This is a genomic window from Mesorhizobium sp. M7A.F.Ca.CA.001.04.2.1, from assembly GCF_003998485.1.
Classification (GTDB): domain Bacteria; phylum Pseudomonadota; class Alphaproteobacteria; order Rhizobiales; family Rhizobiaceae; genus Mesorhizobium; species Mesorhizobium ciceri.
Genome location: NZ_RZQT01000031.1, coordinates 50,930 through 60,053, shown reverse-complemented (window position 1 = coordinate 60,053; position 9,124 = coordinate 50,930). Strand labels below are relative to the sequence as shown.

Here is a 9,124-nt window from a genome sequence, read left to right as displayed (position 1 = left end):
ATGAACGACAAGGACGTCATCGCCGCTGCCGACGAGCACGGCATCGCCATGGTGTTTACGGGCGTCCGGCATTTCAGGCATTGACGCACTTCTTCCTTCTCTCCTTGCGGGGTGAGAAGCGGTTCGCGCAGCAAACGAAAAGCCAATTGCTTGGCTTTTCGAGCTTCGAACGCCCTGAGCCCGCGAAGGGCCGGGCGGTGGACGATCCGCCCTGCCGGGTCCCCGCTGCTCCGCAGCGTCCCGGCGTTCGCCAGCCTTTCATCGTGCCACTCAATCCGCCGGCCGGTCCGCTGGATAGGGCGTCTTGACCAGGATCGCCATGCCGATCCCGAGGAACAGCACGATCACCGCCATGCCGAGCCGTGCCGAGCCGCTGGCCAGGGTGACGGACGCGACCATGAACGGCGCCAGGAAACTGGTCGCCCGTCCAGCCAGCGCATAAATGCCGAAATAGCGGCCGGATTCTGCGGCCGTGACGCTGCGCGCCATGTAGGATCGCGACGACGCCTGCACCGGCCCGAAAGCCACACCGATCAACAGGCCGAAGAAGATGTAGGCCTTTTCCGCTGCCGTGCCGAACAGGCCACCGCTGTCCGGTCCAGGCATCATCCAGAGGCCGAACAAAGTATAGCCCGGTCCGGTCGAGACGATGCCGATCGTGGCGATGCTGAGCAGGACCAGCGAGATCATGACGATGGTTTTTGAGCCAAGCGCCGTATCGAGACGGGCTGCAACCAGGCAGCCGAAGATGGCGACGACGTTGAGAATGATGCCGAAAATACCGATTTCGGTGATCGACCAGTGGAACATCGCTGCTGCGAAAGTGCCCCCCAGCGCCAGCACCGCATTGACACCGTCCTGATAGATCATGCGGGCGACAAGGAAGCGGAAGATGCCGCTGCGCTTGCGCACCTCGCCCAGCGTCACTTTCAGCTCCGCCAACCCCTCTCGCACCGCAGGGCCGATCGACAGGCCCTTGATGGCATCGGGGGTGAAAAAGAACATCGGCAGGATGAACAGGAAGTACCAGCCGGCTGACAAAGGCCCGGTTGCGCGCGCGTCCTCGCCGAGCTTCGGGTCGAGCCCAAAGAGCGGGTCGGTGCCGATGATCGTCTTGCCGGTCTCCGGCGAACCGGCCAAGCAAGCGACGACGAAGATCAGCGCGATCATGCCGCCGAGATAACCAAGGCCCCAGGCCATGTTGGAGATTCGGCCGATCTCGCTCTTCGGCACCAGGCGCGGCATCATCGAATCGTTGAACACGGTCGAAAACTCGGCCGCGACCGACGCCAGCGAAAAGAACAGCACGACCAGGAAAAGGTTCGAACCGGGGGCCGCGAACCAAAGCATGCAAAGGCAGGTGACCTTGACCGCGGCAAAGAATGTGATCCAGGGCTTGCGCGGGCCGGTCTGGTCGGCAATCGAGCCGAGGATGGGCGACAGCACGGCGATGACAAGACCTGCCGCGGCAATGCCGTAGCCCCAGGCCGCCTGGCCGGTCTCCGGATCGCTCGCCATGCGCGAGACGAAGTAAGGTCCGAAGATGAAGGTCGTCACGACCGTGAAGAACGGCTGCGCCGCCCAGTCGAACAGCATCCATCCCCAGATGCCGCGCCCGGACGCACGCTGCACTGTCTCTACCGTCATCATGATCCCTCGGCACCGGTTCCGTGTCGGGCGCCATGTCTGCATGTTTCATGCGCTCATGCAATGAACGAAGCTCGGTGCCGTACCCTTGACGTTGCCGGGCGTTCACTGTTCGAAAGCCATGCAACTGGCTTTCGTCCGCTACGCGAACCAAGCCCGTGTTTTTCTCGTGGGGGAAGTCGGACCGTAGGTCCGGCGCCGTCCTCCACCCCCTGCTTCGCAACGATTGTCGCCGGCGTGATTTCTTGATTATTAAGTTGACTCTTTTTGTCCGCTTTGACTAATTGCGCTCGCGCAGGGCCGGAACGGTGACCGGCCGAACTGCTCGAAATTGGTCTGACAGGGAATAAGAGATGACGATTGGTCGACAGGCATTGCTGCGCATTCAGGCAAGGCGATTGATTGCGAGCAGTGCCTTGATAGCGGCATCTTTTGGAATGGTGGGGACCGGCCGGGCCCAGGACGTTTCGCCGGACGATGCAACTCAACTGGAAACGATCGTCGTCACCGGCAAGTCGGACCGCGTTGGCGGGCCCGATCAAACGATCGTCGCGAAGGATACGGCGACCGCCACCAAGACCGATACGCCGATCGTCGACGTTCCCGCCTCGGTTTCAGTTGTAACCCAAAAGGAACTGGAGGCGCGCCATGTCGAAAGCCTCCAGCAGGCCGTGGCCTACACATCCAGCGTCCTCACCGACGAGTTCGGCAACGATGACCGATACGACTATATTCGCATCCGCGGTTTCGACCAGACATCGCTCGGTACCTATCGCGACGGCCTGACGGCGCGCATCCCCGCATGGTTCACGGCCAGCCGTCTCGAACCTTACGGACTTCAGCGCGTGGAGGTCCTGAAGGGATCGACATCGACGCTATTTGGTCTCAACGGTCCTGGCGGACTGGTGAACGCCATCACCAAGCGGCCGCTGGACCAGAAGCAGGGGGAGATTTACACGTCCTATGGCGACGGCACCAAGGAGATTGGCGTTGATTTTGGCGGGCCGATCGACCCCGATGGCGTGTGGACCTATCGGCTTACCGGGCTGGCCAAGGATGGCGATCAAGGATGGGATTATTCCAACGACGACCGGCTTTACATCGCACCCGCGTTGACCATCAAGCCCGAGGAAGGAACCTCGCTCACCATCCTGACTGACTATTACAAGCGAGATGGCACAGGCGCACGCGGCACCCCCGCCGGCGCCAATATCGACATCGGCACCTTCCTGGGCGAGCCGGATTTCAACCGCTTCAACACCGAGCAGGTCGATATCGGCTACCAGTTCGAACATGAATTCAACGAGAATCTCACCTTCCGCTCCAATGCCCGCTACACGCATTTGAGCCTCGACTACGCCGAGGTCTACGGCGCGTCGCTTGACCCCACGGCGGACCGCACGGCATTTTCCGTCGGCGGCCTGTCCAACCGCTATGCCTTTGACAATCAGTTGCAATACGATACGGGCTGGGACCGGGTCGCCAGCAAGACGCTTGTCGGCGTCGACTACGCCAACGACAACACCCGCGAAAACATCCTCTTCGGCACCGCCGGCCCCATCGACATCGACAACCCGACCTATTGCGGTCTGTCCTGCATCAACCTCGGCCCCTATGTGAACTGGCGGGTCAAGCAGCAGGCGGTCGGTGTCTATGCCCAGGAGCAATTGACGTTTGACGACCGCTGGATCGTCACCCTGGGCGGGCGCTGGGACCGTGTCCATACGACGGCGGACTATCTCGATCTGGGAACGCAGGACGACGACACCGCATCGGCCTTCACCAAGCGCGCTGGCCTGACCTACAAATTCACGCCGAACCTCGCGGTCTACGCCAACTATTCGGAAAGCTTCCAGCCGCTCGTGTCGCCAAGCGCCAACGGGTATGCGGTCTCGGGCTCGTTGAAGCCTCAGGAGGGCAAACAGTATGAGGCAGGCATCAAGTACAAGCCCGACGGCTTCGACGGCCTGTTCACAGCCGCGGTCTTCGACCTTACCCAAACCAATGTTCCGACCTATGTCACGCCTGTTGTCCAGCAGCAGATCGGCAAGGTTGGCGTCCGCGGCATCGAACTCGAGGGCAAGGCCGCCATCGCGGAAAACCTGAACCTGACGCTTGCCTATTCCTACTGGGATGCCGAGATCCTGGAAGACGGCATTGGCGGGAATGCCGGCAATCGGCCGCAGCGCGTTCCTCGCCACCTGGCGTCAGCCTGGGTTGACTATACGCTTCCCGAGGAAGGACCGCGTGGCGACCTGACCATCGGCGGCGGCCTGCGCTATATCGGACAAACCTACGGGGATGACGCGAACACCATTTCGATTGGCGGCTACGCACTGGTGGATGCGGCGATTAGCTACAAGATGACCAAGGACGTGACGTTGGCCTTGAACGCAACGAACCTGTTCGACCGGAAGTATCTGACAACCAGCTATTACGGGACCGAATTCTACGGCGACCGGCTGAAAATCGTCGGCACCCTCAAACATTCCTGGTGAGCTTGCTGAACGCCAAGCGCCGACAACATTGGAAAAGCCGCCACACGCACCCGACAATGCGTGTGGCAATCATCGACGGTTCACATCCCCGTCAGATCGCTCATCAGCCCCGACGCCACCGACAGCCGCGACACGGTGATGTCGCCGCCCTCGGTCAACGCCTGCAGCCGCTCGCGGATGCGCGCCACCCGCTCGCCGCCGGCGTCCAGCCAGGCAGCCACCGGATCGGCCGTCTTGGCGTGGCCGGTGAGCGCCGCCACCGCGATGCCGCGCCGTGCCGCATCGATCGTGTCGGTGGCGCGCGAAAGCGCCAGCTGATCGTAGTAGTCCGATGGCGTGATCGAGCGTGCGGCATCCTCGACACGCGGAATGCGGAAGGCATCGCTGACGGCGAAGAACGCCTTGGCCGCGGCGACGATATCGGCGCCGGCGGTGCGCGCCGTCAGCGCGATGTCGGGGATGAGTTCCGCCACCTCGCTCAGTGCCAGCTGCCCGGCCAAGCTTTCCGGCGCGCCGGCCTTGAACAGCCCATGCCGCTTCTCCTCGATGCGCTCGCGTGAAAAGGCCGGCAGCAGCGAAACGAGCTTGGGCTCCAGCGCCTTGCGGGCTTCCTGCAACTCGGCAATGCGCTGGCTGAGGGGTGCCGTGCCGGCATCGTTCTTCAGATACCAGCCGCTGGTCACATAGATCAGCCGGCTGACCATCTGATAGAGATCGAGCTGCACCTGGCCGTCGATCTGGTTGTCGAGCGCGTCGATCTCGCGATAGAGCGCCGGCAAGGCAAAACCGTCACGCACCACCGCGAAGGTCCGCACCACGTCGGCGGCGGTGCGCCCGGTGGCCTCCTGCAGCCGGTTGACGAAGGACGGGCCGCCGCGATTGACCAGATCGTTGGCGACGACCCGTGTGATGATCTCGCGGCGCAGCCTGTGGCCATGGATCTCGGCGGCATATTTCTTCGCCATCTGGTCGGGAAAATAGCCCATCAGGTCGCGGTCGAAATGCGCGTCATCAGGCACGTCGCTGGCGACGATGTCGGAAAACAGCACAATCTTGGCATAGGCGAGCAGCACGCCGAGTTCGGCTCTGGTCATCGGTTCGCCACGCGCTTCGCGCTCGGCCAGCGCTGCCGGCGACGGCAGCGTCTCGACGGCACGGTCGAGCAGGCCGCGCGCCTCCAGCGCTGTCATGAAACGGCTCTGATGCGCGATGTCGGCGAGGCCACGCTTGCGGGCGATCGAAAGCGCCAGCGTCTGCTGGTAGTTGTTGGACAGCACCAGCGAGCCGACCTCCTCGGTCATCTCGGCCAGCAGCTTGTTGCGTGCCGGGCGTGTCAACGATCCCTTGCGCATGGCGGAAGCCAGCGCGATCTTGATGTTGACCTCCACGTCGGAGCAGTTGACGCCGCCCGAATTGTCGATGGCGTCGGAGTTGCAGCGGCCGCCATTCATGCCGAACTCGATGCGCGCCCGCTGCGTGACGCCGAGATTGGCGCCCTCGCCGATCACTTTCGCCCGGACGTCGAGCGCGGTGATGCGAATGGCATCGTTGGCGCGGTCGCCGACCTCGGCATTGGTCTCGGTCGATGCCCTGAGATACGTGCCGATGCCGCCGAACCACAGAAGATCGACCGGCGCTTTGAGGATGGCGGTCATGATCTCGACCGGCGTGGCGGTGGTCTTGGCCAGGCCGATCGCCGCCGCCGCCGCCGCCGGCAAGGTGATCGATTTCTGGTTGCGCGAGACGATGATGCCGCCTTCCGACAGTTTCGTCTTGTCGTAGTCCTGCCAGCTCGAACGCGGCAGCGCGAACATGCGCTCGCGCTCGGCCATCGAGGCTGCCATGTCGGGATCGGGATCGATGAAGATGTCGCGATGGTCGAAGGCCGCGATCAGCCGGGTTTTCGGGGACAAAAGCATGCCGTTGCCGAACACGTCGCCCGACATGTCGCCGACCCCAACGACGGTGAAGGACGAGGTCTGGATGTCGCGGTTGATCTCGCGGAAATGCCGCTTGACCGCTTCCCAGGCGCCCTTGGCGGTGATGCCCATCTTCTTGTGGTCATAGCCGGCCGAGCCGCCGCTGGCGAAGGCGTCGTCGAGCCAGAAGCCGTGCTTCTCCGAGATCGCGTTAGCGGTATCGGAGAAGGTCGCCGTGCCCTTGTCGGCGGCAACGACGAAATACGGATCGTCCGGGTCGCGTCTGATAACGCCGGCCGGCGGGATGACGCCGTCGAGGCCGATATTGTCGGTGATCGACAGCAGGCTGGAGACGAAGTTCTTGTAGGCCGAAGTACCGGCCTCGAAGATCGCGTCGCGGCCGGCGCTCATCGGCAGCTTCTTCGGATAGAAGCCGCCCTTGGCGCCCACCGGCACGATGACGGCATTCTTGACCTGCTGTGCCTTGACCAGGCCGAGCACCTCGGTGCGGTAGTCCTGGGCGCGGTCGGACCAGCGCAAGCCACCGCGCGCCACCGGACCGAAGCGCAGATGCAGACCTTCGACCTCGGAGCCGTAGACGAAGATCTCCCGCCACGGCCGCGGCGCCGGCAAGCCCTCGACCGCGTGCGAGTCCAGCTTGATCGCCAGCGACTGGCCCTTTTCTTTCGTATCGGCAACGAAATGATTGGTGCGCAGCGTGGCTTCGATCAGATTGAGGTAGCGCCGGATGATGGTGTCGTCGTCGATGTTCGGCACATCCTCCAACGCATCCTTGATCTTGGCCTTGAGATGCTTTGCGGCCACCACGCCTTCGGTCTCGGCTGTCGGACCAAGCCGGGCGATGAACAGCGCATGCAGGCCACGCGCTATGTCGGGATAGCGGTTGAGCGCGGCGGCGATGAAATCCTGGCTTTGCGGAATGCCGACCTGCTGCAGATAACGGCCATAGGCGCGCAGGATGGTGATCTCGCCAGACCACAGGCCGGCGGTCTGGGCGAGGCCGTTATAGCCGTCATTGTCGACGTCGCCGCGCCAGACGGAGAGGAACGCATCTTCGAACAGCGCGCCGCCATCGGTCAGGTCGATCGGCTGGCCGTAGCTGTTCTCAAGCTCCATGTCATGAATAAAGACTAAGCCGGGCCGATCACTATTGATCGTGCCGACCTGGTCGTCGCCGACCTCGAAAGTGCGCTCGCTGATGACGCGGAAGCCGATGTTTTCCAGCACCGGCACGCGGCGCGACAGCGCCACCGGGCTGCCGTGGTGATAGATCTTCAGCGATGCCTGGTGCGGCTTCTGCTCGGCATGGCGATAATAGTCGATGGCGATCGGATTGCCGGCGCTGATCTTGGCAATGCGCCCGGCATCGGCCAGCGCCACCGCCGCGCTGAACGAATCGCGGTAGCTTTCCGGCAGCCGCGCGGCAATCGCCTTCAAAGCCTGGTCGCCGCCACTGGCCTCGGCCGCATCGGAAAGGGCGTCCTCCCAGGTACGCACGATGTCGCGGATCGCCGCCTCTATCGTCGCTTGCTCGACCTTCGGCGTCTTGCCGCCGGAGCGGCCGATGATGAAGTGCACGCGCGCCAGCCCGCCCTCGGGAAAGGCCGGGTAGTAGGCCGACAGCCGGCCTTCGAATACGGTTTTCAGATAGGAGCCAATCTTCTCGCGCACGACGCTGTCGTAACGGTCGCGCGGCACGAAGACGAGGATTGAGACGAAACGGTCGAACTGGTCGGCGCGCACCAGCGCCCGCACGCGTGGCCGCTCGACCAGGCCCAGAATGGCGGCGGCATGTTTGCGCAGGATCGGCACCGGCACCTGGAACAGTTCGTCGCGCGGATAGCTCTCTAAAACGTTGATCAGCGCCTTGCCGGAGTGATCGTGCCTGTCGAAGCCGGACTTGGCGATGATGGTTTCGGCTTTTGACCTCAGATACGGGATCTTCATCACCGAGCGCGTGTAGGCGGTCGAGGTGAACAGGCCGACGATGCGCAATTCGCCCGCGAGCGTACCCTTGGCGGTGTAGGTCTTGATGCCGATGTAATCGAGATAGATGCGGCGGTGCACGGACGACTTGGCATTGGCCTTGGTGACGATCAGCGGCTCCGGCCCATGCAGGAAGGCGCGGATCTCCGGCGTCGTCGTTACCGCTTCGGTGCCGCGCCTGAGCACCAGCACGTCGGGATCGGACAGGATGCCGAGGCCAGGCTTTTCAGCGCGCTCCAGCGTGCCGCTTTCCTCGCCGCCGGTGTATTTGAACTCGCGCATGCCAAGGAAGGTGAAATTGTCGTCGCGCAGCCACTCCAGGAAGGCGAGAGCCTCGGCAACGCTCTTCTTGTCGAGCGGCACGGCCGTATAGCGGAATTCCGAGATCGCCTGATCGAGGCGGGCCAGCATTGGCCTCCAGTCGTGAACGGCGGCATGAACCTGGCCAAGGATCTTGCGCAGCCGCTCGCTCAATCCGCTCGCCTGCTCGGATGTCAGCCGCGGGATGTGGACATGGATGACGCTCAGCCGGTCGTGGCTGCCATCGTCCTTGGCGAAATTGCCGTCGCCGAGGATTTCTTCCACGCCGCCCTTGCCGTGGCGCACGACGATAACCGGATGGGTGACCAGGGTCGGTTCGCCCGATGTCTCGGTGATCTCGCCGAGGATGGAATCGAACAGGAACGGCATGTTGTCGTTGACGACCGTGACAACCGTCATCGGGCGGCCGTCTCGCACAACGCCCGAATCGGCATCGACGGCGACGACGCACTCGCCTTTCCTGTGAGTGGCGACTGCCTGGCCGGCGAGATCGGCAGCCCGCTCCAGGTCGGCCACATCGTAGGGAGCAATGTCTTCAGCTGGCGCGCGGGCGAGCAGATAGTCTGCAAGCCTGGCTGGCCTTTCCTCCGCTTTAAGCGCTGCCGTGGCTTTTTTCTTCGGCTTGCTCGCGGATTTCACGCTGGCCATGACGCACGTCCCTCCCGTCGAATGCTTTTACGACTATGGTAGCAGATGACCGCTGTTTGGCGACAAAGGTTTGACGGCTTGCCA

Annotated in this window: 3 protein-coding genes; 1 reads left to right on the top strand and 2 read right to left on the bottom strand. The window is 63.2% G+C overall.

Features of this window, described 5'->3' with window-relative positions; genetic code table 11:
- Window positions 1-270 precede the first annotated feature (270 nt).
- On the bottom strand, window positions 271-1,647 hold the full coding sequence (locus tag EN955_RS12805) for an MFS transporter (protein WP_024504205.1): 1,377 nt from the start codon (window positions 1,645-1,647) through the stop codon (window positions 271-273).
- A 353-nt stretch (window positions 1,648-2,000) separates the two neighbouring features.
- Between EN955_RS12805 and EN955_RS12800 the strand changes: the two genes are divergently transcribed.
- The gene (locus EN955_RS12800) at window positions 2,001-4,145 is read left to right on the top strand and encodes a TonB-dependent siderophore receptor (RefSeq protein ID WP_024504204.1); all 2,145 of its coding nucleotides are present in this window, start codon (window positions 2,001-2,003) and stop codon (window positions 4,143-4,145) included.
- An 80-nt stretch (window positions 4,146-4,225) separates the two neighbouring features.
- Here EN955_RS12800 and EN955_RS12795 read toward each other — a convergent pair whose 3' ends face one another.
- The gene (locus EN955_RS12795; protein ID WP_024504203.1) at window positions 4,226-9,040 is read right to left on the bottom strand and encodes an NAD-glutamate dehydrogenase; all 4,815 of its coding nucleotides are present in this window, start codon (window positions 9,038-9,040) and stop codon (window positions 4,226-4,228) included.
- Window positions 9,041-9,124 lie beyond the last annotated feature (84 nt).